The sequence below is a fragment of the Rhizobium anhuiense genome, assembly GCF_003985145.1.
Taxonomy (GTDB): domain Bacteria; phylum Pseudomonadota; class Alphaproteobacteria; order Rhizobiales; family Rhizobiaceae; genus Rhizobium; species Rhizobium anhuiense.
Genome location: NZ_ML133531.1, coordinates 1 through 24,067, shown reverse-complemented (window position 1 = coordinate 24,067; position 24,067 = coordinate 1). Strand labels below are relative to the sequence as shown.

The window sequence follows — 24,067 nt, the reverse complement described above, 5'->3', positions numbered from 1 at the left end:
AGATCAACAGCTTTGACGAGAACATTTCAGACCTACCCCAGCGACCTGATCAATGCACAAGGAGCGATCTTCTGGCAAGCGGCACAATCAGAAGTGATAAGACACGGTAAACGCCGGTAGCTCGCCGCGATCGATAGATCCCAGCCCAGGCGATCCGACGCGGTGCCGGCAATTGATGTGGGAGCAGCAGGAAAAAGGCAGTGCGCCTTCGGATTTCGTGTGGTTAGGCCTGCCGTTATGGTTTCACCCGGTCAGGATGCGCCGCCTGGAAAGCGGGCAGTTCGGCGCATCTGGCGTCGATATCGACGATACGCGTGAAAGCGGTCAGATCCACGCCCCAGCGGCGGGCGTTGTAGACCTGGGGAACGAGACAGAGGTCCGCCATCGTCGGTGTATCTCCGAAGCTGAACGCGCCATCGCCGTTGCCGATCATGGCTTCCAGTTTGCGAAGCCCGTCGGTGATGAAATGCTTCATCCATTCCTCGCGGGCATCCGTCTTGTCTGTTAGCGTCATGAGGTGCGAGACGACATGCAGGTTGCAGATCGGATGGATGTCCATGGCAACCGCATATGCGAGGGCGCGGACTTTCTGGCGATCGGCGATATCCGATGGCAGCAATCCGCATTCCGGTCGGGTCTCGGCCAGATATTCGATGATAGCAAGCGACTGCGTCAGTGTTTTCCCATCGATCACCAGTGTCGGCACGAAGCCCTGCGGGTTGAGCGCGAGATAGTCCGGCCTCCTGTGCGCGCCCTCCAACAGGTTGATCGGCACGGTCCGATAGTCGACGCCCAGGAGATTGAGCGCGATGCGGACGCGATAACTCGCCGATGATCGCCAGTAGTCGTAGAGAACGACCTCGTTCATTGCCGCCCGGCCCCCTCGTATTTCTCGACCGTCTGCTCGATCGCCCCGAAGATCGAATGGCCGGCATGATCCTTCATCTCGATGCGGACCTGATCGCCGAACTTCATGAAGGGGGTCTTCGGCGATCCGGTCTCGATGGCCTCGATCATCCGGAGTTCAGCGATGCAGGAGTAACCGTTTCCTCCCTCCTCCACCGGCTTGCCGGGGCCGCCGTCCAGCTTGTTGGACACCGTTCCCGAGCCGATGATCGTGCCGGCCGCGAGATGGCGGGTTTTGGCGGCATGGGCGATCAGCTGGCCGAAATCGAATGTCATGTCGATGCCGGCGTTGGCCTTGCCGAATGCCTTGCCGTTCAAGCTCACCAACAGTGGCAGGTGCAGCTTGCCGCCATCCCAGGCGTCTTCGAGTTCATCCGGCGTTACGGCGACCGGCGAAAATGCTGAGGCCGGCTTGGACTGGAAGAAACCAAATCCCTTCGCCAGTTCGTCGGGGATCAGACCGCGCAGCGACACGTCGTTGACGAGCATCAGCAGGCGAATGGCGCTGCGCGCCGCTTCCGGGCCGGAACCCATGGCGACGTCGCCGGTGATGACGGCGACCTCGCCCTCCATGTCGATCCCGTAAGCCTCGTCGGCCATCACGATCGGCTCGCGCGGAGCGAGGAAAGTGTCCGACCCGCCTTGATAGATCAGCGGATCGGTCCAGAAGCTCGCCGGCATCTCGGCGCCGCGCGCCTTGCGCACCAATTCGACATGGTTGACGTAAGCGGAACCATCGGCCCATTGGTAGGCCCGCGGTAGAGGTGACGTTGCGTCATGTTCGTGAAAGCGGATCGTCGGCTGGGCTCCGGTCTCGATGCCTTCGGCAATCAATGCAAGCCTCGGCGCCACATGCTCCCAGTCGTCGAGTGCTGCCTGCAATGTGCGGGCGATGTGGCCGACTTCCGAACAGCGGGTCAGGTCGCGGGAAACGACGACCAGCCGGCCGTCCCGCGTAGAGTCCTTCAACGTCGCAAGTTTCATGTCCGAATTCCTGTGCTGGAGGATGTCTTCGCTTGATGCTTCACTTGATACTTCACTTGAATCCGGGGGTTCCGTCGAACTTGCGTTCCAGGCCGTCCCAGCACTCGAGGTAGTCATCCTGCAGCGTTTCGAGCTCGGCCGCATATTTCGTCAGTTGCTGCGGGTACCGGGTCTCGAACATGAAGGCCATGGTGTGATCGAGCTTCACCGGCTTGAGCTCGGTATTGGATGCCTTTTCGAAGGCGAGCGCATCCGGCCCGTGGGGAAGCATCATGTTGTGCAGGCTCATGCCGCCCGGCACGAAACCCTCCTCCTTGGCGTCGTACTGGCCGTGGATCAGGCCCATGAATTCGCTCATGATGTTGCGGTGGTACCAGGGCGGACGGAACGTATGCTCGGCGACCAGCCAGCGCGGCGGAAAGATCACGAAATCGACATTGGCGGTGCCGGCATCTTCGGTGGGCGCGGTCAGCACGGAAAAGATCGACGGATCGGGATGGTCGAAGCTGATGGCGCCGACCGGAGAAAACGTCCGCAGGTCATATTTGTAAGGCGCGTAATTGCCGTGCCAGGCGACCACATCGAGCGGCGAGTGGCCGATCTCCGTGACATAGAATTTTCCGCACCACTTCACATGGACGCGGCAGGGCGTTTCCTTGTCCTCGAAGGCGGCGACCGGTGTCTTGAAGTCGCGCGGGTTGGCCAGGCAGTTGGCGCCGATCGGCCCGCGGTCCGGCAGCGTGAATTTCGCGCCGTAATTCTCGCAGATATAGCCACGCCACACCGTCTGCTCGCCGCCCCTCAAAATCTTGAACATCATGCCGCGCGGGATGAGGCATATTTCCAGGGGCTCGACATCCATGATGCCCATTTCGGTGAACACTCTGATGGCGCCGAGCTGCGGCACGATCAGCAGTTCACCATCGGCGTTGAAGAAGTAATCGTCGACCATGTCCTCATTGAAGAGGTAGGCATGGGCCGACATGCCGACCTGGGTGGTGGCATCGCCTGCCGTCGTGATGGTCCGCACTCCCTCGAGAAAGGTCAGCTTTTCCGTGGGCGCGGGGATCGGATCCCAGCGAAGCTGGCCGAGAGGCAGCGAATGCTCGTCCAGGCAGGGTGCGGTTTTCCAGAGCGGATAGGAAGCGTTGGAGAAGCGGCGGGTGTGGCGCACGCTCGGTCGAATGCGATAAAGCCAGGACCTTTCATTCGTGCCGCGCGGCGCGGTGAACGGCGAGCCGGACAGCTGCTCGGCATAGAGGCCGTAATTGCATTTCTGCGGGCTGTTCTGGCCCTGCGGTAAGGCGCCGGGCAGCGACTCGGTTTCGAAGTCGTTGCCGAAGCCCGGCATGTATTTCAGCTTGTTTGCCGTCGCGGCTTCACTCTCGGAAGCCTGGATCGATGTCTGGTCCATTCTCAACTCCTCCCCGAAAACGCCGCAGCGCCGCGGGTCTGAAAACCCGCGGCGCTTAGAGTTTACTCCGCCGCCGTGCCGATGACACCACGCTTGATCTGATCGGCCTCGATTGACTCGAACAGCGCACGGAAGTTGCCCTCGCCGAAGCCCTCGTCGCCCTTGCGCTGGATGAATTCGAAGAAGATCGGGCCGATGACGGTCTTAGAGAAGATCTGCAGCAGGATTTTCGTCATGCCGCCATTCACCACGCCTTCGCCGTCGATGAGGATGCCGTGCTTCTTCATGCGCTCGATCGGTTCGCTATGGCCGTTCACCCGTTCATAGGACATGTCGTAATAGGTCTCCGGCGGACCCGGCATGAAGCGCAGGCCGTTATCGGCCAGCCTGTCGGTCGCGTCGTAGATGTCCTCCGTTCCAACGGCGATGTGCTGGATGCCCTCGCCCCGGTACTTCTTCAAATATTCCTCGATCTGGCTGGTATCGTCCTTCGATTCATTCAGCGGAATGCGGATCTTGCCGCAGGGTGAGGTGATGGCGCGGCTGACCAGACCTGTGATGCGGCCATCGATATCGAAGAAGTGGATCTGCTTGAAATTGAACAGGTTGCGGTAAAAATCCCACCACTTGTCCATGTTGCCGCGGAAGACGTTGTGGGTGAGATGGTCGAGATAATAGAAGCCGATCCCCTGGGGATGCGGGTTGCGCTCGCCAAGCCAATCGAACTCGGCATCGTAAACCGATCCCTTTGCACCATAGGTCTCGACGAAATAGAGCAGCGAGCCGCCAATGCCGACGATCGCCGGGACGTCGAGCATCTTGTCGTCCCCTTCATAGGGAACGGCGCCCTTCGACACCGCATGATCGAAGGCGTGCCTGGCGTCGACGACGCGCCATGCCATCGACGGGGCGCAGGGACCATGAGCTGCGACGAAACGGGCGGCATGGCTGCCGGGTTCGGCGTTCAGGACATAGTTGATATCACCCTGGCGCCAGACGGTGATGTCCTTGGTCTTGTGCCTGGCGACCGCGACATAGCCCATGCGTGTGAAGAGCTCGCTGAGCTTCTCGGGCTCGGGATGGGCGAATTCGACGAATTCGAAGCCGTCGGTGCCGGCCGGGTTGTCGGGGGTGATTTCCGAAGGCGGCGCGTCATGTGGAAAAGGGCCCATTTTCTCCTCCTGAGGATTGAACCTTGACTGGTGCAAAGTGTGGCCCAAAACGCGCGCAAAGTTCTTGCATTCTTCATGTTCCAAGAAGATATTATGCACGGTTCGTGAGTATTTTGGAGATTTTGCGCAATGGATGAACAGCTCGACAAATTGGATTTGCGCCTGCTCCAGGAACTTCAAAAGGACGGACGGTTGACGAACAACGAGCTCGGCGAGCGGATCGCGCTTTCACCGTCGCAATGCTCGCGCCGGCGCACGAGACTGGAGGCTGAGGGATATATTCGCAGCTACCGCGCCTACCTCGATCAGCAGAAGCTGGGTCTGGATATGCTGGTGGTCATTTCGGTGACGCTTGCCACCCACAACCGGGACAATGCCCGCCGGTTTTCGCAGCTGATCAACGGACTGCCGGAAGTTCTCGAAGCCTATGCGCTGACCGGTGAAATGGACTATCACCTGAAAGTGGCGACCCGCGGGCTCGCCGACCTCTCCAAATTCGTCAACGACGTTCTGTTGCCGCACGAGTCGGTGCAGCATGTGAAGACGTCGATCGTGCTCGACACGCTGAAGACATTCGAAGGCTTTCCGGTGCACATGCCGGGTCATTGATACGGCGACAGCATCGCCCTAGACGCATCTCAATCAGAGCGGCAGTTCGGTCGAGAATTTCAGCTCGCGCAGCACGAAGCTCGAGACGACGGTGCGCACATGCGGATTGCGCATGAGGTAGCGGGTCATGAAGGCTTCGTAGCTTTCCACGTCCCTCGCCCGGATCTTCAGCATATAGTCGAAGGCACCTGACAGGGCGTAACACTCCATGATCTCCGGCCGCTCCAGCACAACGGAAGCGAAAGAGGCAACCGCCTCTTCGTGGTGATCCTCCAGCGTCACATGGGCAATGACGCAGAGCTTGAGATCGAGTTTTCCGGGATCGAGCAGCGTCACCCGCTTGCGGATGACGCCGTCGGCTTCCAGTTCCTGGATCTTCCGCCAAGCCGAACTCTGCGACATGCCGGCCTTTTCGGCCAGGTCTGCCAGCGAAAGGCTGCCGTCGGCCTGAACGAGTTGCAGAAGCTTGCGGTGAAAATTCCCAGTTTCTTTCATTTTATGCGCCGCTTTCGGGAAGATTTGCCAACAGTATGGCAACAGCCAGCACGAAAGAAAAGAAAATCCTCCAAACCTGGATCATAATGGGAGGAATAGCGCCGCATCTGGGAGGATCAGCGAATGACCAAGGAAAGCAGCTACACCGCCAAACTGCCCGGCCCGGACGGCCTCTATGACTATACCCCGGATGAAGATGCGATATGGGGCGAGCTCTACCGGCGTCAGATGAAGCTGCTCGCCGATACGGCGTGCCGCGAATATCTGGACGGCGTCAAATTGCTGGGACTGACGCCTGATAAGGTGCCTCAGCTTCTCGATGTGAACAGACGCCTGAACGAGACCACCGGCTTCGGCGTCGAAGGCGTGCCGGCCCTCATTCCGCCCTCACGCTTTTATGAGCTTCTGTCGCAAGGCAAATTCCCGCTTGCAACCTTCCTGCGCCGTCGCGAACATATCGACTATATCGAGGAACCGGACCTGTTCCACGAGGTTTTCGGCCACTGCCCGATGCTCACCAATCAGAGCTATGCCAATTTCGTCCGGCATTTCGGCGAAACCGCCGTCGGTCTCGGCAAGGGTTATTCCTGGCATCTGTTCCGCATCTTCTGGTTCACCGTCGAATTCGGCCTGATCAACACGCCGCAGGGCCGGCGCTGCTTCGGCGCGGGCATCGTCTCATCGCCAAGCGAAGCGAAAGCGGCAATGGAAGGCAAGGCCTGCGAGTTCCGGCCGTTCGATCTCATGAGCGTGCTGAGAACGCCCTACCGGATCGATATCCTCCAGCCGATCTATTACGTTATCGACAGCTTCGCCGATCTCGAAGCGATCGTGGAGCAGGATATCGAGGGCATGATCCTCAAGGCGAAATCGCTCGGTGATTTCGCCCCCGCTTTCGAAGCCAAGGCGTCGTGAATCGCTGACGATCAGGCGGCGGGTGCGGGCCTCACTTCGGCGTGGCTGCACTTCGATTGACGAAGTCCACCAGGACTCCTGGCTTGACCATGCCGGCCAGCTCTTCGGCGTCCCAGTTCGTCAGCCGCACGCAGCCATGCGATCCAACCTTGTCGATGAGCTTCGGCTCCGGCGTGCCATGGATTCCATAGGTCGGTTCGGTCAGATCGATCCACACCGTGCCAACCGGGCCATTCGGTCCTTTCGGGATGGTCAGGACCTTGTCGTTCTTTCCCTGCTTGAAGTTGCGCTTCGGGTCATATCGGTAGACCGGCATCTTCGCCACGCCCTTGACCTTATGCTTGCCCGACGGCGCCGGATTGTCTTCGCTGCCGATCGTCGCGGGATAGACGGCAAGCAGTGATCCGTCCTCGGCATAGGCGAGCACCTGCCCCGTCTTCTTGTCGGCTTCGATCCTCTTGACCTTTCCTTCCCTCGGCGGACCTGAGTTCACGACCCACACCGTATCGCCGGGAGCGAACTGCGAACCCGGGTTGAGGGCATTGAGAAGATCGATACCCATGTGGAAGCGCTCGGACAGCTTCTCGGCAACGTTCACATATCCCAAGCTCTGCATCTTCGCCTTCTCGCCATAGTCCTCGGGGATCTTGTCGACGAGGCCGGCAGCATCCTCCGCCGAAACGACGTAGCTTTCAACGATCGGGGCGACGATCGGGCCATTGCCTTCCAGGTGGGAGATGACTTCCGGATCCAGCCTGCCATCGACAGGAAGCTTGTTCATCGCCTCGAAGCCGGCCACGGCCTTGCTGACGTTTTCCCCGTAGAGGCCATCGATCTCGCCTGGAGACGAACCCGCCCGGTCGAGCAGAACCTGAAGGCGGGCGATCGCCGGGTCTGGATCTGCGGGCTTGGGCTTGCCTGCCTCAATGGAAGCAATCGACGCGGTATTGATGGCTTCGGGTTGGAGTTCCCGCGCGCTCGCACCGCCAACGGAGATGGTGAGAGCGAGCAGCGACATCGGCAGGGCTGTTTTCATGGACGACAAATGGCCAGCGCTGCAACTTGTTCCATTGCGACGAGACGGTTGGAGAATTCCGCCGACAGCGCACGTATCGGCCATATGTTCACGATGATTTCAATGTCCGGCCCCTGCAAATTCGGTACAACCGCCATTTGATCCGAAGGAGCCCATCAATGCCGCGCGAGAACGTCAATGACCTGATGGTTTTTCTGGCGGTCGCCCGAGAGAAGAGCTTTACGCGCGCCGCTGCGAAGCTGGGCGTGTCCCAGTCGGCACTCAGCCATATCGTCCGCCAGCTCGAGGCGCGCCTGGGCATCCGCCTTCTGACCCGGACCACCCGAGCCGTTTCGCTCACCGAAGCGGGAGAACGATTATTTCAAGGCGTGGGGCCACATTTCGACGAGATCGATGCTCAGCTCGACGCTCTCACGGCGCTCCGGGAAAGACCCGCCGGGAACATTCGCATCACGGCATCCGATCACGCTATCAACTGCATCATCTGGCCGAAGCTTCAGCGCTTCCTGCCGGACAACCCTGACATCAAAGTCGAACTGATACGCGAGAACGGACTGTCCGACATCGTGACGGAGCGCTTCGACGCGGGCGTCCGGATGGGAGAGCAGGTGGCGAAAGACATGATCTCGACGCGCATTGGGCCTGATTTCCCTTTTGCCGTCGTTGGCGCGCCCTCCTATTTCGACAGCATGGGGATTCCGGAGCATCCGCAGGACCTCGTCCGCCACAACTGCATCAACGAGCGCCTGCCGACCTACGGGGGCTTCTGGGCATGGGAGTTCGAAGACAATGGGAAAGAAATCAGGATCAGAGTGGAGGGACAGCTTGCCTTCAACAACTCCTATCAGAGTGTGGAAGCGGCTCTGCACGGACTTGGCCTGGCATACGTGCCGGAAGATGTCGCTCTTGCCCATATCGCAAAGGGCCATCTGAGACGCGTGCTGCAATCCTTTTCACCACACTGGGATGGCTACCATCTCTACTATCCCAGCAGAAGGCAGTCCTCTCCAGCCTTCGTCGCTCTGGTGGATGCGCTACGCCATCGAAGCTGATGGGTAAGTGCCTGCCAATGTATTCCTCAATGAATTGTCTTCGGCCGCTTCTTCGTATGCGAAATGTCATCGAGCGTCGCCATTAGCTTTTCGAACTCGTTCAGGACACGATTGAACTCGGCGTCCTGCATGCTGACGATTTCCGAGATCGTCGAAGACACGGAGGCGATGAGGGTGTCGATCCAAACGCAGCGCTCGGCCGGCACGTTTCCGAGCGCCTCCCGCCGATGCGCCTTCAGTTCGTGGAGGATGCGAACGATGAGGGCTCCTCTATCCGCCCTGCTCAAGAACGGGAGCCTTGTCTGCGCCTGCTGGATTTCCGTTATCAGCGTCGTTGCCATCCCCGATCTCCAACCTCTAATACAACCGGTTATCACAACCGCAGCGTTTGTAACACGGACTTTGGTCCGACATCCCGGTCAGTGCAGCTTGGCATAGACCGCGCCCACCCCCGATGATCAATTGCGCGTCGCAAGGAGATCCGACATGTCGCAGGAGCGTCTCGGTCCATCCCATGGTTGATATGTGTTGTCTTCCGGTCGATACGACTTGTAGCGAGCAGCGCACCGGGCTGCCGCCTGTGCATTCGCTTTCATGCCGACGCGTTCATCGGATTCCGCGGTGATCTGCCGGAACGGCGGCGAGCACTCGCGGGTCTCGCCGCTATAGGATCGATAAGTGTTCGTTTCGGGATTGAAGGAGCGGTAGCGTTCCCCACACCAGGCAAGGTGTTCGGCCGAAAGTTTTGGCTGAGGCGGCGGAAGTTCGGTTGACGGGCGAGCGGCATCCGATCTTGCCGCTGACATCATGATCGCCGGCGCCTCGGTGACATAGCTGGAATAGAGCGGCGGAATTCGCTCATAGCGCTGCTGCCGCGGGTCGATTTTCACTGGCGTCGTCGTCCATAGATCGCGTGCTGCGAGGTCGTTGAAGGTGTGTGGTTCGGACTCCGCCACGACGTGGGACGCGACAGATGCGGCAGCGATGCAGGCTCCGACAGAGCTGACAATGCCAAAGGCAAGGGATGCGATGGCGTTCATTGTCCCGAACCTTGCTGTTGCGCCTGGGGAACCCAGACGCGGCCGACAGCCGCGCTCTCTCGGCCGCCGGTAGCGACAAGCACGGCGAGAATGCCGGCAATAGCCAGCATGATGGCGATCAGCGGCACGGCCAGACCACCGGATTTCTCTTCGGAATAGATCATGTTCCTCTCCTCAGGCCCGGCGGCGCAGGGCCGCCGGCTCGTTGCTTTGGCCGCACGACGACGCTGGCGTCCGTCGTGCGGCGGTTCTCGGGTCCTTAAAAGTTGATTTCCGGAAGGAAGGTGCGGCAGAGGCCGCGCAGAGGATCAGGTCACTTGATAACCTGGATCACCTTGCGGGACGACGGTTCGACGATGACGCGTTCATCATTGACCACCGCGTAAGCATAGGTGGGGTCGTCCGGAATGGGCGTGACGACGACCGTCTCCGGCAGGGGTTGACCGATAACGACCTTTTCCTTCACGACCACGCGTGCCGAGGGCGCCGGGGCCTCGCGGACATAGGTGACGACCTTTGCCGGCGGCGGATCGATCGCCGTGCCCACGACTGCGCCGGCAACGCCGCCGACAGCAGCGCCAACGGGACCACCGACGATCGCTCCGGTGATTGCACCGCCGGCCGCACCATTGACGGTCGAGGATTGGGCGAATGCGACGCCCGACATGAGGGTCGCGGCAGTTGCTGCGCCGACGATAAGTTTGGAGAGCATTGTTTCCTCCTTGTGTTGGAGCGGCCTTCGTGACCGCTGCCAAACCAACTGGCTGGAGGCGGGGTCGTTCCACGCCCCGGACCTCAGTCTGAGCGATCCCGGCCTTTGGTCCTAAACCCATTCCAACGTCCGTTGCCGACGCTATTTCAGAATCCAGAAGCCGCGTAATCGCGGGCATAAGCAGGAGATCGAAGGAGATGGCGCGATCCAACCGTCGGGAAGCCGGACGCAGGCGCCTGGCGATGCGCCTGCCGCAGATGCGGAAGCTGATCATGGAAGCGCGCGACCCGTGGCTGCTCGAGCTCTTCGAAGCCTATCAGATGGCAGTCGAAGCCCGCGACTCCGTTCGAAAGCGACGGTTCAATCCGAACCTGGTGCAAGAGTACGACGAGACCTGTTTGGTGATCGAGCGGCACGTCATCCGCGCGATAGAGGACGCCTCCTACGCAGACCCGCTAAAGTCCGATGAGCCGTCATATCCGGGCGGATAGATCTCTTGGACCGCCTGAGGAAGCGCCTGATCGAGACGACACCCCGCGCCACGCAGCATTATGGTGCGCGGCCGGCGGCGATGAGCGCGCTCATGCCGCCGCTAGGACGGGCTCCGTAGCGCGATTCCACGCGCTCGGCCACTTGATCGACGATTTCCGACATACGTTCCGGCGCCCGCTGTTCGATTTCTCCCCTGAGCGGAGTGCCTTGGCAGAACGCCGCAGCCACGTCGCGCGCGGTGGCTGCGACGGATGTCAATTCGACCCGATCGCAGGACACCGCATCAAACCCCGCCGCAGTCAGTTGCGCCTTGATCAGATCGGGGTCGAAGTAGGAATATGGCAAGCGCCTGAAAAAATCCGGCGGATCTGACGGGAAGAACCTTCCCAGGCATTCATCCACACATCTTGCGAAATCGTTGGCCTCGAGTGAATCCCACGTCGAGAACAGAAAATGACCGCCGCTGCGCAACACTCTTTTAGCCTCGCCATAGGCCTTCGGCTTATCAGGAAAGAACATCACGCCGAACTGGCAGACGACGAGATCGAACATCGAGGGCGCAAACGGCAGATCTTGCGCATCGGCGTGCATCCAGTGGGTCCGCGACAGCGTCAGCGAAGATGCGCCGACGTCAATCATCGCCTGGCTGAGGTCGGTAGCAACGATCTCGGTTGCTGGATCAAGCCTCGCCCGCAGAGCGCGTGTCAAAGCGCCCGTCCCCGCAGCGACCTCGAGAACACTGCCTGGTTGCGACCGTTCGGCGATGATTGCCATTTCCGATGCATAGGGTTCGAAGAGGATCGGCACGAGAAAGGTCTCGTATAGGTCGGCAACGCTTTCCGGAAAAAGCGCCAGAGATCCGGCGCCGGCGCCGCCTTCGATATCGATAGAAGCTGTCACTCGCAAACCTCCAGACCCGAGCCCATCGAGCCTGAAATATGCCTGAATCTGCGAATGTCCACGGGATCAGACCTTGGTCCCACCCTTCTCCGACCCAAGCCCCAATGTGGAACGGGCACCGGTTCCGCTCCGTTTCGAACGATACCGAAGGAGATCCGAACATGTCCCGGACTAATAGATCCCGAATCAATGGCGCCTGCAGCGCGTCCGTTTTCGCTCTTGTTATCGTTCTGGCCGCCCTTCTCTACGTTTTCGGCGCAGCCATGTCGGGCGATAGCCTCCGGTTGACCCAGAGCATAGCGGGCGCCGAGATCTTCGATACGAGGAATGCACCCTGACACCGTTTGGAAAAACTCTAAAGAAGCGGTAGGTTATTCTGCAAGTCTCTCGCCGGTATCAAAATGAATTGGCTTCGCCGCTGGAATGCCCGCACCCTCGCCTCCCAGTTCTTCGTCGCGGGTGGGCTCATATCGATCGCCACCATGTTCTTGGTGGGCATTCTCGTCACCCACCTCATAGAGGAGGCAGTCATCCACAATTCCGGTGCTGCAACGGCACTATATGTGGACAGCGTCGTCGCGCCGCTGCTTCCCGACATGCAAAAGGAATCGCTGCTGGACGAAGGCAGTGCCCAGGCTCTCGACGAGACGCTCGGCCAGGGTGCGCTCGGCAGGCGTCTTGTTTCGTTCAAGCTGTGGCGAGGCGACGGCACCATCCTTTATTCGAACGAGAAGGAACTGGTGGGAAAGAGATTCCCGGTCAACGACAAACTCCGCAGCGCATTCGCAGGGTCTCTGGTTGCGCGCTACGAGATCGCCAGCGATCCGGAAAGCAGCGAGGAGCGCGCACTCGGCAAGCCGCTCATGGAAATCTACAATCCTGTCCTCCAGCCTTGGTCCGGACAGGCGGTCGCCGTCCTTGAGTTCTACGAGACGGCAGAAGGACTGAGCGACAGTCTGGCGCATGCCAGGCTCCGGAGCTGGGGCGCCGTCGCCGCTCTCACGGCAATCTTTTTCCTTATTCTCTCCGCTCTGGTATTTCGGGGCAGTCGCACGATCGAGGCGCAACGCAAGGATCTCAAGGAACGGGTCAATGAACTGTCTGCGCTGCTTTCGGAAAATCGCGGGCTTCAGCGGCGGCTGCAGCGCGCCTCCCAGCGGGCGGCGGCGCTCAACGAAACATATCTGCGCAGCATCGGCGCCGATCTGCACGACGGTCCGGCCCAGCACATCGCCTATGCCTCATTGCGGCTGGACAGCGATTTGTTGATCAACGCTTCCACAGAGCCCGAAGCACGCGAGAAAGAGCTTTCCTGGATACGCTCGAGCCTTGCCGAGGCGATGACGGAGATCCGCAATATCTGTAGCGGGCTGGTGCTGCCGCAGATCGAGAAGTCATCGATCACCGAGATCGTCATGCGGGTCGTCGAAGCGCATCAGCATAAGACAGAAACCAATGTCGAAACCGTCATCGACGAGGATGGACCTGAACTTGCTCCTGCCGTGAAGATCTGTATCTATCGCTTCGTCCAGGAAGCCTTGAACAACGCCTATCGCCACGGCGGCGGCGTTCAGCAGGCTGTCAGCGCCGTCTCGCACAAAGGCCATGTCCGTGTCGAGGTCAGCGATCGCGGCAATGGCTTCGATCCGACCGAGGTGAGGCCAGCGAGCCTCGGTCTTGTCGGACTTCGGGAACGCATCGACAGCCTCGGAGGATCCTTCGACATCAAGACAGGGGAAGGTGGGACGACCGTGACCATGACCTTCGAGCCTATGGAAGTGGGAGATTAGAGATGACATCAATCACCATCGGCGTCGTGGACGACCACCCGCTTTTTCGCGAGGGCGTCACGCGCAGCTTGTCGGAGATCAGCAGCTTTGTCGTCATTGGCGAAGGCGCCAGCAGCGATGACGCGGCGATGATCGCTTCGGACAACCGCCCCGACATTATGCTCCTCGATGTCTCGATGCCCGGCGGCGGGCTGTCTGCGATCAGCAACGTCCTGGAGCGGAGCCCGACGACGAAAGTGCTGATGTTGACGGTATCCGAGGAGGTGGACACCTTGCTTGACGCTCTGCAACGGGGCGCGATGGGTTATGTTCTGAAGGGTGTCGGCTCCCGCGGTCTCGCCGAAGCAATCCAAACCGTCCTCGGTGGAACGCGATATATCTCGCCAACCATGTCGGCAAAGGTCATGGAGAATTCACTGAATGGCGGAACGTCGGATAAAAGCAGTCTGACGCCACGGGAACGCGAGGTGATGGATCTTGTCGCTCAAGGCTTGTCAAACAAGCATATCGGCTTGCGTCTCGGCCTGCAGGAAAAGACCGTGAAACACCATATGACCCAGATTCTGAGCAAGCTCGGCGCCTCGAACAGGACGGAAGCGGCTCTGCAATGGCGCGAACTGCATTAAAACAAGATTCAGCTTTTAGCGAAAGAAACGGCTCAATCGGAGGGCATCGTTGGCCGTCGCCTGCCGGCTTACGATCGTCCGCCCTTTCGAGTCCTTCATGATGTAGCGGCCACTGCGCAGGCTTTCCGTGATGCCATTCGCGTGACGGACATTGATCGAGCCATCGGACGCTTCGGTCGCTTTCGTTCCCGATCCTCCCGACGCCCCTGTAGAAGAGGTATTTGAAGAGGAACTGGAAGAGGATCCAGAACCGCTACCGGAGTTGCCACCGCTATTGCCATTTCCCGAGCCATTGCCGCTGCCGCCACTATTCCCATTCCCTCCCCCGTTGCCATTGCCGCTGTTGCCGTTCCCTCCCCCATTGCCGTTACCGCCGCCATTGCCGTTGTTGCCGTCTTTTGCCTGTGCGCGTTCCACCGCCAGACCAGGAAGGAAACCGTCGAGATTCAAAGTGGCTGGCGATGCGGCAGCGACCAGGGCGATGGCCGCGCTGCCGCCCAATCTCAGAAAATCGCGTTTCCGGATATTCATGCAATAGCCTCGTTCGGCGGTTCTTCGCCGTTTTCCATACAATATATGCCATATGGCGCATGAGATTTCTCGCTTTTCCCAATGCAGAATGCAACCGACCTAGGTAGTAGGCACTGGCAAGACTTTGGTCCGACTGATTGATTGTGACCCTCGTCGTCCAGAAAAGTCCGAGCGATTGCGCGCGCCGGCATTGCTCGTTTCGCGCGTCGCTGTTGCTCTGTGAGGCGCGGAAGCATTTCTATGGAACTTCTCCGCTCGTCGTCGCTTTGTTTGTCGAAGTGCAACAGAGGAAACCCCGATGGCAAACCCGAACGAATCCCCCGCAGTCCAATCCATGCGAAAAGAACAGGCAGAGCAGCGGAAGCAGTCCCGAAAGGGCGAACTCGACAGCGCAATCGAGGACACTTTTCCGGCCTCCGACCCGGTGTCAGCCACCCACACCTCAATTCCTGCCGGGCGCAGCGACGTCGAGGCCGCCGAGCGCGTGAAGCGAGAGCCCGATCCCACCAAACTCGACGAGGCGTTTCCGCTCGCGGATCAAGCTCTGCGCTCGACCGGCGAATTCGCCCGTTCCTCCGAAGGATTTGATGCCGATCACGAGAAGATGCGCGCGCTTCAGAAAGAAGCCGGTCGGATAGCGGAGTCGGCTTCGGAGCTGGCTTCCGGGACAGCCCGCCTGGCAAAGGCGGAAGCAAGCAGCTTCGTCCACGACCTCGAGGATCGGATACGCCGGCAGCCGCTGACAGCAGTTGCGATCGTCGCCGGCATCGCCTTCGTCTTCGGTGCGACGCGTTGAGGCGCCAGCCATGGCCGGCAAGACATTCCGAGGAGGAAATTTAAGAGCGTTTCTAGAGCATGTCCGGCGGGGGCCCGGCTTCCGGGAGTATGATGAAAATCGCAACCTACAACGTCAATGGGATCAATGGACGGCTGGACATCCTGCTGCGCTGGCTCAAGGAGGACGCCCCTGATGTGGTGTGCCTCCAGGAACTGAAGACAGACGACGCGGGGTTTCCGCGAAGGGAGATCGAAAGGGCCGGCTACGGCGCCGTCTGGCACGGACAGCGATCCTGGAACGGGGTAGCCATCCTGGCCAAGGGCAAGACACCGATCCTGACGCGGCGCGGACTTCCCGGCGATCCCGATGATAGCCACAGCCGCTATATCGAAGCTGTCGTCGACGGCATCGTGATCGGGTGCCTGTATCTTCCGAACGGAAATCCGTTCCCGGGCGTCAAGTTCGAGTACAAACTCCGGTGGTTCCGTCGCCTGCACGAATACGCCGCCGAACTCCTCGAGCTCGAGGTGCCTTCGATCCTGGCCGGCGACTTCAACGTCATGCCGACGGAGATCGACGTCTATAAGCCGGAACGCTGGCTGGACGATGCCCTCTTCAGACCGGAAGTGCGCAAGGCCTATGCGCAACTCGTCGGCCAGGGCTGGACCGACGCCATCAGGCATCTGCATCCGGGCGAGCGCATCTACACCTTCTGGAAATATTGGCGAAACAGCTTCGAACGTGACGCGGGGCTTCGGATCGACCACTTCCTGCTCAGTCCGGCCGTCGCGCCATGGCTTCGATCGGCGACGGTCCGGAGAAAACCGCGCGGCTGGGAACATACGAGCGACCACGCGCCCGTCATAATCGAGCTCGACGTTTCCGAAGCCGGAGCCGACCTATGAGCCTCGGCCACCGCTGGCCGACCAGCGAGGGAACCCGTCATGTCGCCGAGCGTTAGCGTGCAAAGCGCCGATGCGGAGAATCGTTTTCCTGCATCGCAATTCCCCAACCTGAGGTGACCGCTATGGACGAAAGCAAGAACTACCTCAACACCGATGAGATCCAGGCCGACGACCAAATGTCGCCGAAGCCTATCGAAGGCAAGAATCCGCCAAGGCGAATGCGCAGAAGCGAGGAAGCCATTGCCGAAGGCTCTGACGACACCGAGCGAGTTCGTGTTCCGCCCGCGGTTGCGAATCCTGATTGATCAGCCGATCTGGCGTCCCCTCATTCGTCCGACCTCAGTCGTAGATGCGGCCCGTCAACCAGGATGGCCAGTCCCGCTCGAAGAAGGACTTGGCGCTTTCATCGAAACTACGGTTCGCCTGCGTTGAAAGCCTTATCTCATCACCATCGAGACGAACGACGATCTGCTCCTTGCGATGCGATTCGCGTTCTTTCCGGAAGCGATAATCCGGCAATGGACCTGAGCGCGCGAGCGGCGTGGATTCGCCCGCTATATCGCATATCGCTCGCGCCCCACGGCTGCCGCCGCCACCGCGAATGAAGAAATCAAGCGCGCTGAGCACGGCTTCCGAGGCGAGCGCCATATGCCGCCATTGCACGCCTCGGACCGCCTCCGCTGCGCGACCATAGGCGACGCCGTTGGCGCGGATGTCCACATTCAGTTTGCGCGCTTCGATCAAGGCTCGGGCCACATTCTGCTGATCGCAGAGGATGCCAGCCTTCTCGCTCATTCGCGCCTGCACCTCCGAGCGGATCGATTTGACGGTGAGTGGGCTCTCGGTGCGAAGGGCGGCAAGGAGATCGGAGATGCCTGTCTCTGCCGTACCGGTTATATCCCCTGAAGCTGTCCGCTTCGCCCTGCCGCTCGCGCTGATGTGCTCGGCCGCGCGGGTGCCGAAGACCTGCCCGGCATTGAGCGCCGCTCCCCCCGGCCTCGTCACCCCATGGGTGCCCGCGGCCTCCCCGACCGCGTAACAGCCGCCGAGATTGCTGCGGCCCCAGGTGTCGATCATGATGCCGCCGTTCATATGCTGGTTGTTGACCGCAAATTCGAGCGGCTCTTCGGCAATATCGATCTTATAGCGGCGGTAGAGCTCGATCGCGAGCGGGTTCATATGCTTCAATCGATCGATCGGCATGTCCTGGTCGGCGCCGGCCTTGCCGAGATAGTCGCGGACATCTTCGTCCAGTCTTTCCAGGCTGAACGGCAGATCGCCCGGTACGGACAGCGGATTGCGGTTGAAGTCCATGAAAACGCGCCGGCCAGCGGCAGTTTCGCTGGAGATGGCGAGATCGACCAGGCTGGAGCCGAAATCGAGCATGCGCGTCGCATGAAAGGGCCACTGATAGCCCTTGCGGAAGACGTTCGACGCCAGTTCTTGCGTGCTGCGGTAATAGTCTGCCAGGAAGTGGTGTTCGACGCCTTCGCTATCGATCGAATAGATATGCGGGATCGCCTGGACATAGGTGCCCGACAGGTTCCATGGAAATCCTTCCCTGCGCGTTCCGATGCCGAACTGGCTTTCGGTCAGGTTGACGAGTTCGACGCCGGCTTCCAGCGCCAATCCAAGAGAGCCGAAGCAGCCATTGGGATAAACGCTGTCGCGATAGAGTTCGCCCGGCCCGCCGGCGGCGAGCACGATCACGCTGCTGACGAACAGCGCGATACCCAGCGGATTCTGCTCTGTACGGTCGCTGGCGCGCATGACAAGCATGCCGACGACATGACGGTCAGCCCCCTCGCCCCCAGTGAGGATCTTGACCGCCGTGGTCTGGTTGTAAAACGGCACGCCCAGTCGGATCGCCTCCTCGGCCAGCACCTTGACCATCAGGCGCGAGGTGCGCGGGCCGCAGCTGGTGGCGCGCCCGACCTCATCATGATCGGTCTGATATCTCAGCGTTCCCCCAAGCGGATCCTGGGGCAGCGGCAGGCCCAAGAACTGGAGCGACGCCATCATCCGCGACGAGCCCACCGCCTCGACGTAGGCCGTGTCCTCGTCCATCGCGCCGCCGCTGCGGATGGATCGGGCCATCGCCTTGTAATTGTCGCCCTGATCCGCCGTATTCGCAGTGTGCAGGGTCTGCTTGTCCGATCCCGAACAGGCCGAGGTTCCACCCCACGCGCTTTGGCTGACGATAACGACGTCATCGCCGCGCCGCTTCAATTCCACCGCCGCCCGCAGACCTGCCGCGCCGGATCCGACGACGATGCAGCCGGCCCGATAGACCGGCACCTCAACGCCGGCGAGCCGGACCGTTTCCGAAGGAGCGGCCTCGGGTGGCAGCCGCGGCATGTCGACATCGGTCAGCGCGTCGAGAATTTCCTGCGGAACGTCCATGGTCATTGGCGTTCAGCCAGCGGGATGTCGACCCAGCGCCTCTGCCGGGAAGACTCCATGCATGCGTCGACGATCTGGCAGATGTGGTGACCGGTCTCGAATGTCGGCCACATCGGCCTGTTGGCAACGATCGAGCGGATCACCTCGGCCACTTCGATGATCTTGCTTTCATTATAGCCTAATCCGAAATTCGGCAGCGGGAGAAAAGCCCGGAAGGTCGAATTTTCAGGTCCCACGTCGATCTCCCGGAAGCCGCGCCGCCCCGTCCGGTCGTCGTTGGAGTAGAAGCGCAGCCGGTTTATCTCGTCATAGTTAAAGGCGATGCTGCCTTTCGTTCCGTAGATTTCATAGGTCTGCATGAACTTGCGGCCGGTCGCGACACGGCTGAAATCGACGATTCCGCCGGCGCCGTTTTCGAACCGGCAGAGCAGGTTCGTTGCATCGGGGTTGGTGATATCAGCCCAGGACTCGTTGCCTGTCAGTTTCACCTGCTCACCATAGGCAAGACCCTCGACGACAGGCCTGCGCGGCGTCACGATCAGATTGTCGGCGATCAAGGAACTGACGCGGCCAACCAGGAAATCCATGAAACTGAAAATGTGCGAGCCGGTATCACCGACGATCCCGGTCGGCGCAAGCTTTCCATCGGCGCGCCACATGAACGGCGCATAGGGATCACCATACATGTCGACGTGCTGGCAGCCGCGGAACAGCTTGATCTCGCCGATTTCGCCGGATTGAATGATGTCTTTCGCAAGATCATGGACCGGGTTTCGGGGGAAGGCGTGCCCGACGCGGGTAATGACGCCCTTTTCCCTGGCGATGTCGGCCAGCTCCCGCGCTTCAGCGGCGGTGTTTGCCAATGGCTTCTCGCAGTAGACATGTTTGCCGGCCAGCAAAGCCGCCTTGGCCACCTCGTAGTGAAGATGGTCAGGCAGGCAGATATCGATCAGATCGACATCGGGATCCGCGACCGCCAGTTTCCAATCCCCAAGAATTTTTGCGCCCGGCGCTCGGTGGTCAATATCCTCGGCTGCCGTCGAGGGGCCTTCGACGAGAGCGACGACCCGCGCCGTTCCGTCCGACACTCCGAAGAAATGCGGAAAGGTCTGGTAGGCCATCGTGTGGACCTTCCCCATCCAGCCCGAGGCGCCAAGCACGGCCACTTTGACTTCAGACATTGTCGTCTCTCCTCTCGACGCGGCTCACCGGATTTCGGCGCGAGCCCGAGGCCGCGCATCGTTGCGTTCGTAGGCGAAAATGGTGGGGGCAAGTGCCGGCAAGCCCCGAATGAGGTCCGACCCTTTTTCACCGACCATGATCGTCGGGGCGTTGGTGTTGCACGACGGCACGCGCGGCATGACGGATGAATCGCATACCCTCAGGCCTTCGAGGCCATGGACCTTGAGATCGAGCCCGACAACCGCGTCAGGCCCCGTCCCCATCTTGCAGGTACCGACCGGATGATGATCGGTCTTTGCGTTGGCGCAGCCATAATCGAAGAGCTCTTCGTCGGTCATGACATTCGGTCCCGGAAGCCTTTCGGCCATGACATAGGGCTTCAGCGCCGCCTGCTGCATGATCTCGCGCGCGAGCTTGAGCCCCTCCAAAGACATCTTCCTGTCGTGAGGATCCGACCAGTAATTGGGGTCGATCAAGGGCGCGGCAGCCGGGTCGGCGGATGACAGACGGACCGTCCCGCGCGAGCGCGGATGCAGATAGGCAGAGTTGAGCGTCACACCTGCATTCTTGAGCCGCTCGACGCCCGCTTCGATGCCCGATCCCAAACCGAGGTGGAACTGGATATCAGGGGAACGCGCTTGCGGATCGGCGTACCAGAAACCGCCGGTCTCGAAGAGCGACGAGGCGACCGGACCGGTGCGGAACAGGACATACTGAAGCCCTGCCCAAAGCGTGCGGTGGATCTTTGCGACGCCGTCATAGGTGTGATCGCCGGTGCATTCGGATATGACGAAAAGATCCAGGTGATCCTGGAGGTTGCCGCCGACACCCGGCAGATCGTGAAGCACCTTGACGCCAACCGAGCGCAGATGGTCGGCCGGTCCGATGCCGGACTGCAGAAGCAGCTTCGGCGATCCGATAGCGCCGGAAGAAATCAGCACTTCGCGTTCGGCGCGGATGATCTCCTGGCCGCGCGCGGTCACGATCTCGACGCCTGTCGCACGGCCTCCCTCGACGATGATGCGCGCGACGCGAGCGCCGGTCCGGACCGTCAGGTTCTTGCGGTCCTTGATCGGCGAGAGATAGGCGAGCGAAGCCGACGACCGGCGGCGATTGCGCTGCGTCAGTTGGTAAAATCCCACGCCCGCCTGCTGGCGGCCGTTGAAATCGTGGTTGTAGGGAATGCCGAGTTCCTGCCCCGCACGGATATAGGCGTCGCAGATCGGCAGCGGCGCAGCCGGCATCGAGACCCCCAGCGGACCGCCATAGGCGTGGTAGTCGTCGGCGAAGCGCTGGTTGTCCTCCGCGCGTTTGAAATAGGGAAGGATCGAGCGGTAATCCCAGCCCTCGCAGCCGTCCTCCCGCGCCCAGAGGTCATAATCCGCAGCGTTGCCGCGGGTATAGAGCTGTGCGTTGATCGACGAGCCGCCACCGATGACTTTCGCCTGCGTATAACGCAGCACCCTGCCTTTCATGTGCTTCTGGGGAACGGTTTCCCATCCCCAGCTGGCGACGCCTTTGGTCATCTTGGCGAAGCCGGCCGGCATGTGAAACAGCGGATTCCAGTCGCCTCCACCCGCTTCGAGCAGGAGGACACTGACATCAGGATCTTCGCTCAGCCGGCTTGCCAGCACGCATCCTGCCGGACCGGCGCCGGTGATGATGTAATCGAATCCCATTTTACTGTCCTGTTGCATCCGGCCTGGCGACCGCCAGCGCCTCTGTCATGCCCGCAAAGTCCTTCGCCGCAATGTGATCCGCCACTCTCAGCGCCTGGGCGGCGACGGTGAGCGCAGGATTGACCGCCGCCGAGGTGGGGAGGAAACCGGCGTCGACGACGAAGAGGTTCTGGTGATCGTAGGAACGGCAGTACGGATCCAACGGCGCTGTCGCGGGATCGTTGCCGATGCGTATCGTTCCGCATTGATGGGAGGGCGTGCGTTTGTCGAAGGGCCGCGACAGCACGACCGGAAATCCGATCGATTTCAGGATGACCTTCAGCTTGGCGACAAGGGCAAGATGGGCGTCCCAGTTGCTTCGCTGCCATTGAAGAATGATCCGGTCTCCATCGACCATGACCCGGCTTTCGGGATTGGGCACGTCCTCGCTCATGGCATAGAAGTCGATGGCATGAGTTGTGATGAAGCGCAGAAACCATTCCGGAGCCTGCGGCAGAGAGCCCTTGAGGACTTTCTCGGAAATGCGGCCCAGGAGCTGCACATTGCCGAGCGGTGGTCCTCCCTCACCGTCCGAGAGATAGAAGTCGTTAAAGGCAAACGTCTTCTGGTAGACAGCCGTGTTCCTGAATTTTGGCGAGACGCCGATAACGGCCGACGCATTGTGGTTCATGAAGTTGCGGCCCACCTGATCGGAAGAATTCGCCAGGCCGCTTGCGAAGCGGTCGTTTTTCGAGCGCAGCAAAAGCACGGAGGACTGGACCGCCCCGGCGGCGAGGATGACGATCTTCGCCGAAACGGTCAGCGTCTCACCGTTCTTGACATAGGTCACCCGGTCGATCCGGTTCCCCGCGCCCATGTCGAGCCTCGTCACGCGCGCATTGGTTTCGAGCCGGACGTTCTCGTGCTTCAGCGCCACGGCAAGGGCTGCAGTCTCGGCGTCCATCTTGCCGTCCCGTGAATTGGGATGCGCATCCCAAGGCGTGCGTGCCTTGGAGAGCCAGGCATCGAGATCCAGGCCGAGCGGCAGGGAAAACGGATGCAGGCCTTTCTTCTTGAGACGCGCCCTGACATCAGCGATCGGCGCCTCGTCAGGGACCGGCGGATAGTCGTAGGCAGCCGAATGATACGGTTCCGTGGGATCCTCGCCCAGACTGCCGCGAACCTGATACATCAGTTCCGCCCGGCAATACCACGGCTCCAGGGTTTCATAGGGAAACGGCCAGGCCGGCGACACACCTTCCCGGTGCTCGATGACGTCGAAATCCTGCTCGCGATAGCGCGACAAGACCGCGCCGTAAAACTTCGAATTCCCGCCGACATTGTAGTAGTTGCCGGGGTTGAATCCCTTGCCGTTCGCCTCGTACCAGGTTTCCTTCGGCCGAAAATGCCCGCGCTGGAAGATGGCGCGCTGGTCGCGATTGACCGGAAGATCGGCGATGTGATCGCCGGCCTCGAGGATCAATATCCGGGCGCCGGTCACCGCCAGGCCGGCGGCGACCGTGGAGCCGCCGACGCCTGAACCGATGATGACGATATCTGGTGAACCGCTCATATCAGCACCTGGCCATCACCCGATCCTCGCCTGGCTTTGTGGATCGAAGAAGACGGCCTTATCGAGATTGAAGGCCAGTCGGGTTGTCTGGCCTGGCGCGATACCGGCATCGGCGCGCAGCCGGGCGACGACGGACTTGCCGCCGAGCTTGGTGACGGCGAAGGTGTCGGAGCCGGCCGGTTCGACCACCTCGATCAGGCAGTCGCCCTCGCTCAGCATGCGCGCCTTGCGGTCGGCGCCATCCGGATCGGTCAAGGCCTCGGGGCGGATGCCGAAGATCACCTGTCTGCCGGTATAGGTGGTCAGGCCATTGTTGCCAGCCATGACGGGGAGCTTGAGCGGGGCGGCATTCGGCCGCTCCAGCGAGACTTCCAGCCCGCCGGCGCCGTTTTCGACGGTGGCGGTCAAGAGGTTCATCGCCGGCGATCCCATGAAGTCGGCGACGAAGATATTGGAGGGGCTGTTATAGATCTCGGCCGGCGTGCCGAACTGCTGCAGCACCCCGTCCTTCAGCACGGCGATCTTGGTCGCCAGCGTCATCGCCTCGATCTGATCATGGGTGACATAGACGAAGGTGGTGCCCATGCGCTGATGCAGCCGCTTGATCTCGGTGCGCATGTCGACCCGCAGCTTGGCATCGAGATTGGAGAGCGGTTCATCGAACAGGAAGACCTGCGGATTGCGCACCAAGGCTCTCCCCATGGCGACGCGCTGGCGCTGGCCGCCCGACAGCTGGCTCGGCTTGCGGTCGAGCAGATGGCCGATCTGCAGCATGTCGGAGACCTGCTTGATCGCCTTGGCACGTTCGTCCTTCGGCACGCCGCGGATCTCCATGCCGAAGGCGATGTTGCCCGCCACCGTCATGTTCGGATAGAGCGCATAGGACTGGAACAC

Annotated in this window: 26 protein-coding genes; 9 read left to right on the top strand and 17 right to left on the bottom strand. The window is 60.8% G+C overall.

The window, feature by feature from the left end:
- Positions 1-235: 235 nt before the first annotated feature.
- From maiA to hppD, 4 genes are all read right to left on the bottom strand, one after another.
- Positions 236-868: a maleylacetoacetate isomerase gene (gene maiA / locus EEQ99_RS23385; protein WP_097545182.1), complete on the bottom strand. Its 633-nt coding sequence runs from the start codon at positions 866-868 to the stop codon at positions 236-238.
- Positions 865-1,890 (bottom strand): fumarylacetoacetate hydrolase family protein, encoded by a 1,026-nt coding sequence (locus EEQ99_RS23380; RefSeq protein WP_029867961.1) that lies wholly within the window; start codon positions 1,888-1,890, stop codon positions 865-867. The genes maiA and EEQ99_RS23380 overlap by 4 nt, the downstream gene beginning before the upstream one ends.
- A 52-nt stretch (positions 1,891-1,942) precedes the next feature.
- Positions 1,943-3,304, bottom strand: a complete 1,362-nt coding sequence (gene hmgA / locus EEQ99_RS23375) for a homogentisate 1,2-dioxygenase (RefSeq protein ID WP_097545181.1) — start codon at positions 3,302-3,304, stop codon at positions 1,943-1,945.
- A 62-nt stretch (positions 3,305-3,366) separates the two neighbouring features.
- The gene (gene hppD, locus EEQ99_RS23370; protein ID WP_029867959.1) at positions 3,367-4,476 is read right to left on the bottom strand and encodes a 4-hydroxyphenylpyruvate dioxygenase; all 1,110 of its coding nucleotides are present in this window, start codon (positions 4,474-4,476) and stop codon (positions 3,367-3,369) included.
- Between the two features lie 129 nt (positions 4,477-4,605).
- Between hppD and EEQ99_RS23365 the strand changes: the two genes are divergently transcribed.
- Positions 4,606-5,085: an Lrp/AsnC family transcriptional regulator gene (locus EEQ99_RS23365; protein WP_029867958.1), complete on the top strand. Its 480-nt coding sequence runs from the start codon at positions 4,606-4,608 to the stop codon at positions 5,083-5,085.
- Positions 5,086-5,118: 33 nt separating this feature from the next.
- On the opposite strand, the gene EEQ99_RS23360 is transcribed toward EEQ99_RS23365, so the two are convergent.
- A complete protein-coding gene (locus EEQ99_RS23360; protein WP_029867957.1) occupies positions 5,119-5,580 on the bottom strand; it encodes an Lrp/AsnC family transcriptional regulator in 462 nt (153 codons plus the stop codon).
- A gap of 123 nt (positions 5,581-5,703) precedes the next feature.
- Here EEQ99_RS23360 and EEQ99_RS23355 point away from each other — a divergent pair, with 123 nt between their 5' ends.
- Positions 5,704-6,495 (top strand): phenylalanine 4-monooxygenase, encoded by a 792-nt coding sequence (locus EEQ99_RS23355; RefSeq protein WP_047614550.1) that lies wholly within the window; start codon positions 5,704-5,706, stop codon positions 6,493-6,495.
- A 31-nt stretch (positions 6,496-6,526) separates the two neighbouring features.
- Here the strand turns inward: EEQ99_RS23355 and EEQ99_RS23350 are convergent, their stop codons facing one another.
- The gene (locus tag EEQ99_RS23350; protein WP_097623493.1) at positions 6,527-7,540 is read right to left on the bottom strand and encodes a L,D-transpeptidase family protein; all 1,014 of its coding nucleotides are present in this window, start codon (positions 7,538-7,540) and stop codon (positions 6,527-6,529) included.
- Between the two features lie 149 nt (positions 7,541-7,689).
- On the opposite strand from EEQ99_RS23350, the gene EEQ99_RS23345 reads away from it, so the two are divergent.
- Entirely contained in the window at positions 7,690-8,583 is an 894-nt protein-coding gene (locus EEQ99_RS23345; RefSeq protein ID WP_047614549.1) for a LysR family transcriptional regulator, read from the top strand.
- 26 nt (positions 8,584-8,609) lie between these two features.
- Here the strand turns inward: EEQ99_RS23345 and EEQ99_RS23340 are convergent, their stop codons facing one another.
- The 4 genes from EEQ99_RS23340 to EEQ99_RS23330 all read right to left on the bottom strand — a co-directional run bounded on the left by EEQ99_RS23340 (position 8,610) and on the right by EEQ99_RS23330 (position 10,335).
- Entirely contained in the window at positions 8,610-8,924 is a 315-nt protein-coding gene (locus tag EEQ99_RS23340) for a hypothetical protein (RefSeq protein WP_047614547.1), read from the bottom strand.
- A gap of 117 nt (positions 8,925-9,041) precedes the next feature.
- Complete coding sequence (locus tag EEQ99_RS23335) at positions 9,042-9,623, bottom strand: BA14K family protein (protein WP_047614545.1); 582 nt, start codon at positions 9,621-9,623, stop codon at positions 9,042-9,044.
- The gene (locus tag EEQ99_RS34690) at positions 9,620-9,787 is read right to left on the bottom strand and encodes a hypothetical protein (RefSeq protein ID WP_164735955.1); all 168 of its coding nucleotides are present in this window, start codon (positions 9,785-9,787) and stop codon (positions 9,620-9,622) included. The genes EEQ99_RS23335 and EEQ99_RS34690 overlap by 4 nt, the downstream gene beginning before the upstream one ends.
- Before the next feature lie 149 nt (positions 9,788-9,936).
- Positions 9,937-10,335: a DUF1236 domain-containing protein gene (locus EEQ99_RS23330; protein WP_047614544.1), complete on the bottom strand. Its 399-nt coding sequence runs from the start codon at positions 10,333-10,335 to the stop codon at positions 9,937-9,939.
- 197 nt (positions 10,336-10,532) lie between these two features.
- Here EEQ99_RS23330 and EEQ99_RS23325 point away from each other — a divergent pair, with 197 nt between their 5' ends.
- Entirely contained in the window at positions 10,533-10,826 is a 294-nt protein-coding gene (locus EEQ99_RS23325; protein WP_047614542.1) for a hypothetical protein, read from the top strand.
- Positions 10,827-10,884: 58 nt separating this feature from the next.
- Here EEQ99_RS23325 and EEQ99_RS23320 read toward each other — a convergent pair whose 3' ends face one another.
- A complete protein-coding gene (locus tag EEQ99_RS23320) occupies positions 10,885-11,727 on the bottom strand; it encodes a class I SAM-dependent methyltransferase (RefSeq protein WP_097545179.1) in 843 nt (280 codons plus the stop codon).
- Between the two features lie 401 nt (positions 11,728-12,128).
- Between EEQ99_RS23320 and EEQ99_RS23315 the strand changes: the two genes are divergently transcribed.
- Together EEQ99_RS23315 and EEQ99_RS23310 are read left to right on the top strand one after the other, a co-directional pair.
- On the top strand, positions 12,129-13,517 hold the full coding sequence (locus EEQ99_RS23315; protein ID WP_097545178.1) for a sensor histidine kinase: 1,389 nt from the start codon (positions 12,129-12,131) through the stop codon (positions 13,515-13,517).
- A 2-nt stretch (positions 13,518-13,519) separates the two neighbouring features.
- Complete coding sequence (locus tag EEQ99_RS23310) at positions 13,520-14,143, top strand: response regulator (RefSeq protein ID WP_047614536.1); 624 nt, start codon at positions 13,520-13,522, stop codon at positions 14,141-14,143.
- Between the two features lie 15 nt (positions 14,144-14,158).
- Here the strand turns inward: EEQ99_RS23310 and EEQ99_RS23305 are convergent, their stop codons facing one another.
- Positions 14,159-14,674, bottom strand: a complete 516-nt coding sequence (locus EEQ99_RS23305) for a hypothetical protein (RefSeq protein WP_097545177.1) — start codon at positions 14,672-14,674, stop codon at positions 14,159-14,161.
- A gap of 298 nt (positions 14,675-14,972) precedes the next feature.
- Between EEQ99_RS23305 and EEQ99_RS23300 the strand changes: the two genes are divergently transcribed.
- From EEQ99_RS23300 to EEQ99_RS23290, 3 genes are all read left to right on the top strand, one after another.
- The gene (locus EEQ99_RS23300; RefSeq protein ID WP_097545176.1) at positions 14,973-15,470 is read left to right on the top strand and encodes a hypothetical protein; all 498 of its coding nucleotides are present in this window, start codon (positions 14,973-14,975) and stop codon (positions 15,468-15,470) included.
- Between the two features lie 92 nt (positions 15,471-15,562).
- Positions 15,563-16,357 carry an exodeoxyribonuclease III gene (xth, locus tag EEQ99_RS23295; RefSeq protein ID WP_097545175.1) on the top strand — a complete coding sequence of 265 codons (795 nt, stop codon included), beginning with the start codon at positions 15,563-15,565 and terminating at the stop codon, positions 16,355-16,357.
- A gap of 122 nt (positions 16,358-16,479) precedes the next feature.
- The gene (locus EEQ99_RS23290) at positions 16,480-16,662 is read left to right on the top strand and encodes a hypothetical protein (RefSeq protein ID WP_097545174.1); all 183 of its coding nucleotides are present in this window, start codon (positions 16,480-16,482) and stop codon (positions 16,660-16,662) included.
- A 34-nt stretch (positions 16,663-16,696) separates the two neighbouring features.
- On the opposite strand, the gene EEQ99_RS23285 is transcribed toward EEQ99_RS23290, so the two are convergent.
- The 5 genes from EEQ99_RS23285 to EEQ99_RS23265 all read right to left on the bottom strand — a co-directional run.
- The gene (locus EEQ99_RS23285) at positions 16,697-18,766 is read right to left on the bottom strand and encodes an FAD-dependent oxidoreductase (protein ID WP_097545173.1); all 2,070 of its coding nucleotides are present in this window, start codon (positions 18,764-18,766) and stop codon (positions 16,697-16,699) included.
- Positions 18,763-19,941, bottom strand: a complete 1,179-nt coding sequence (locus tag EEQ99_RS23280; protein ID WP_097545172.1) for a Gfo/Idh/MocA family protein — start codon at positions 19,939-19,941, stop codon at positions 18,763-18,765. The genes EEQ99_RS23285 and EEQ99_RS23280 overlap by 4 nt, the downstream gene beginning before the upstream one ends.
- Before the next feature lie 24 nt (positions 19,942-19,965).
- Positions 19,966-21,621 carry a GMC family oxidoreductase gene (locus EEQ99_RS23275; protein ID WP_097545171.1) on the bottom strand — a complete coding sequence of 552 codons (1,656 nt, stop codon included), beginning with the start codon at positions 21,619-21,621 and terminating at the stop codon, positions 19,966-19,968.
- 1 nt (position 21,622) lies between these two features.
- Positions 21,623-23,173 carry a GMC oxidoreductase gene (locus tag EEQ99_RS23270; RefSeq protein ID WP_047614523.1) on the bottom strand — a complete coding sequence of 517 codons (1,551 nt, stop codon included), beginning with the start codon at positions 23,171-23,173 and terminating at the stop codon, positions 21,623-21,625.
- 15 nt (positions 23,174-23,188) lie between these two features.
- Positions 23,189-24,067, bottom strand: an 879-nt coding sequence (locus EEQ99_RS23265; protein ID WP_127431168.1) for an ABC transporter ATP-binding protein, incomplete at its 5' end; no start/stop codon positions are given.

What these genes read in the sequence shown, in the direction of transcription:
- hppD (WP_029867959.1), bottom strand. Translation starts at nt 4,476, where the DNA reads ATGGGCCCTTTTCCACATGACGCGCCGCCTTCGGAAATCACCCCCGAC.
- EEQ99_RS34690 (WP_164735955.1), bottom strand. Translation starts at nt 9,787, where the DNA reads ATGATCTATTCCGAAGAGAAATCCGGTGGTCTGGCCGTGCCGCTGATC.
- EEQ99_RS23275 (WP_097545171.1), bottom strand. Translation starts at nt 21,621, where the DNA reads ATGGGATTCGATTACATCATCACCGGCGCCGGTCCGGCAGGATGCGTG.
- EEQ99_RS23270 (WP_047614523.1), bottom strand. Translation starts at nt 23,173, where the DNA reads ATGAGCGGTTCACCAGATATCGTCATCATCGGTTCAGGCGTCGGCGGC.
- EEQ99_RS23380 (WP_029867961.1), bottom strand. Translation starts at nt 1,890, where the DNA reads ATGAAACTTGCGACGTTGAAGGACTCTACGCGGGACGGCCGGCTGGTC.
- hmgA (WP_097545181.1), bottom strand. Translation starts at nt 3,304, where the DNA reads ATGGACCAGACATCGATCCAGGCTTCCGAGAGTGAAGCCGCGACGGCA.
- xth (WP_097545175.1), top strand. Translation starts at nt 15,563, where the DNA reads ATGAAAATCGCAACCTACAACGTCAATGGGATCAATGGACGGCTGGAC.
- EEQ99_RS23325 (WP_047614542.1), top strand. Translation starts at nt 10,533, where the DNA reads ATGGCGCGATCCAACCGTCGGGAAGCCGGACGCAGGCGCCTGGCGATG.
- EEQ99_RS23335 (WP_047614545.1), bottom strand. Translation starts at nt 9,623, where the DNA reads ATGAACGCCATCGCATCCCTTGCCTTTGGCATTGTCAGCTCTGTCGGA.
- EEQ99_RS23285 (WP_097545173.1), bottom strand. Translation starts at nt 18,766, where the DNA reads ATGACCATGGACGTTCCGCAGGAAATTCTCGACGCGCTGACCGATGTC.
- EEQ99_RS23310 (WP_047614536.1), top strand. Translation starts at nt 13,520, where the DNA reads ATGACATCAATCACCATCGGCGTCGTGGACGACCACCCGCTTTTTCGC.
- EEQ99_RS23315 (WP_097545178.1), top strand. Translation starts at nt 12,129, where the DNA reads ATGAATTGGCTTCGCCGCTGGAATGCCCGCACCCTCGCCTCCCAGTTC.
- EEQ99_RS23300 (WP_097545176.1), top strand. Translation starts at nt 14,973, where the DNA reads ATGGCAAACCCGAACGAATCCCCCGCAGTCCAATCCATGCGAAAAGAA.
- EEQ99_RS23305 (WP_097545177.1), bottom strand. Translation starts at nt 14,674, where the DNA reads ATGAATATCCGGAAACGCGATTTTCTGAGATTGGGCGGCAGCGCGGCC.
- EEQ99_RS23365 (WP_029867958.1), top strand. Translation starts at nt 4,606, where the DNA reads ATGGATGAACAGCTCGACAAATTGGATTTGCGCCTGCTCCAGGAACTT.
- EEQ99_RS23345 (WP_047614549.1), top strand. Translation starts at nt 7,690, where the DNA reads ATGCCGCGCGAGAACGTCAATGACCTGATGGTTTTTCTGGCGGTCGCC.
- EEQ99_RS23360 (WP_029867957.1), bottom strand. Translation starts at nt 5,580, where the DNA reads ATGAAAGAAACTGGGAATTTTCACCGCAAGCTTCTGCAACTCGTTCAG.
- EEQ99_RS23355 (WP_047614550.1), top strand. Translation starts at nt 5,704, where the DNA reads ATGACCAAGGAAAGCAGCTACACCGCCAAACTGCCCGGCCCGGACGGC.
- EEQ99_RS23340 (WP_047614547.1), bottom strand. Translation starts at nt 8,924, where the DNA reads ATGGCAACGACGCTGATAACGGAAATCCAGCAGGCGCAGACAAGGCTC.
- EEQ99_RS23330 (WP_047614544.1), bottom strand. Translation starts at nt 10,335, where the DNA reads ATGCTCTCCAAACTTATCGTCGGCGCAGCAACTGCCGCGACCCTCATG.
- EEQ99_RS23290 (WP_097545174.1), top strand. Translation starts at nt 16,480, where the DNA reads ATGGACGAAAGCAAGAACTACCTCAACACCGATGAGATCCAGGCCGAC.
- maiA (WP_097545182.1), bottom strand. Translation starts at nt 868, where the DNA reads ATGAACGAGGTCGTTCTCTACGACTACTGGCGATCATCGGCGAGTTAT.
- EEQ99_RS23280 (WP_097545172.1), bottom strand. Translation starts at nt 19,941, where the DNA reads ATGTCTGAAGTCAAAGTGGCCGTGCTTGGCGCCTCGGGCTGGATGGGG.